Annotated in this window: 1 protein-coding gene; it reads left to right on the top strand. The window is 39.9% G+C overall.

Annotated features, from left to right (window positions below; genetic code table 11):
* Positions 1-128 precede the first annotated feature (128 nt).
* The coding region (locus ISALK_RS14830; RefSeq protein ID WP_160723654.1) for an ISNCY family transposase at positions 129-1,207 on the top strand (1,079 nt) is incomplete at its 3' end.

Genomic DNA, 1,207 nt, shown 5'->3' with positions numbered 1-1,207 from the left:
TATGATCCATATATGATAATGTCTTAATATATCACAAGTGACTATGTCCCAAATACTATTAAATCTATTATAATAGAACCTCAGGACTAAGAAATGAGGTGGACATAATCAGAAAGGTAATATTAACTATGGATGAGAACCAAAAATATGACGTTATCAAAAAGCTTGTAGACACAAATGGTAATAAGAAAACTGCAGCTCTTAAGATCGGTTGTTCAGAACGCCACATTAATCGATTGATCAAAGGATATCAAGAGAAGGGTAAGGCCTTCTTTGTTCACGGAAATCGCGAGAGAAAACCGGCGATCGCTTTTCCCGACGATAAAAAACAGTTGGTCTTAGACTTATACCGGACAAAGTACTATGACTGTAACCTAACCCATTACGCTGAACTTCTTCTGGAGAGAGAAAATCTTGCTATATCAGTAAGCAGTATTTCTTCCATCCTCAGAAAGGAACATATTCTTTCGCCTAAAGCGAACAAGTCCACAAAAAAAACGGTTAAAGAAGAGCTAAAGGCTCTTCAATCAAAGACCAAATCCAAGAAGAAGTCAGCAGCACTGCAAAGCTCTATTCTCGACCTTGAAGATGCTCACCCTAGACGTCCTAGATGCGCAAACTTCGGAGAAATGCTTCAGATGGATGCTTCTGTACACCCATGGTTTGGAGGATACAAAACCCATCTTCACATCGCTGTGGATGATGCTACCGGTCAAGTCGTTGGCGCTTTCTTTGATAAACAAGAGACTTTAAACGCCTATTACCATGTGCTTCAGCAAATTCTAAGTAATCACGGGATCCCTTATCAATTTTTTACCGATAAGCGTACGGTTTTTGAGTATAAAAAGAAGCGTGAAACTTCCGTTGAAAAGGATACCTTCACACAGTTTGGTTACGCCTGTAAACAGTTAGGTATTGATATTCGTACCTCCAGTGTCCCACAAGCAAAAGGGCGGGTTGAAAGAATGTTTGGCACCCTCCAATCCCGCCTTCCTATAGAGCTACGCTTAGCTGGAGTATCTTCCATTGAGGAAGCAAATGAATTTCTAAACTCCTACATAAAGAAATTCAATGTCCAGTTTGCGTTGCCCATTGATTGTATCAAATCCGTGTTCGAAGCACAACCGGACGCTGATAAAATCAACCAGGTCTTAGCAATTCTTTCTTCTAGAAAGATTGATAACGGAAGCTGTTTGAAGTATGACAA

This window comes from Isachenkonia alkalipeptolytica (assembly GCF_009910325.1).
Taxonomy (GTDB): domain Bacteria; phylum Bacillota; class Clostridia; order Peptostreptococcales; family T1SED10-28; genus Isachenkonia; species Isachenkonia alkalipeptolytica.
The sequence above is the reverse complement of the archived record's forward strand: the minus strand, read 5'-3'. Positions and strand labels throughout refer to the sequence as shown.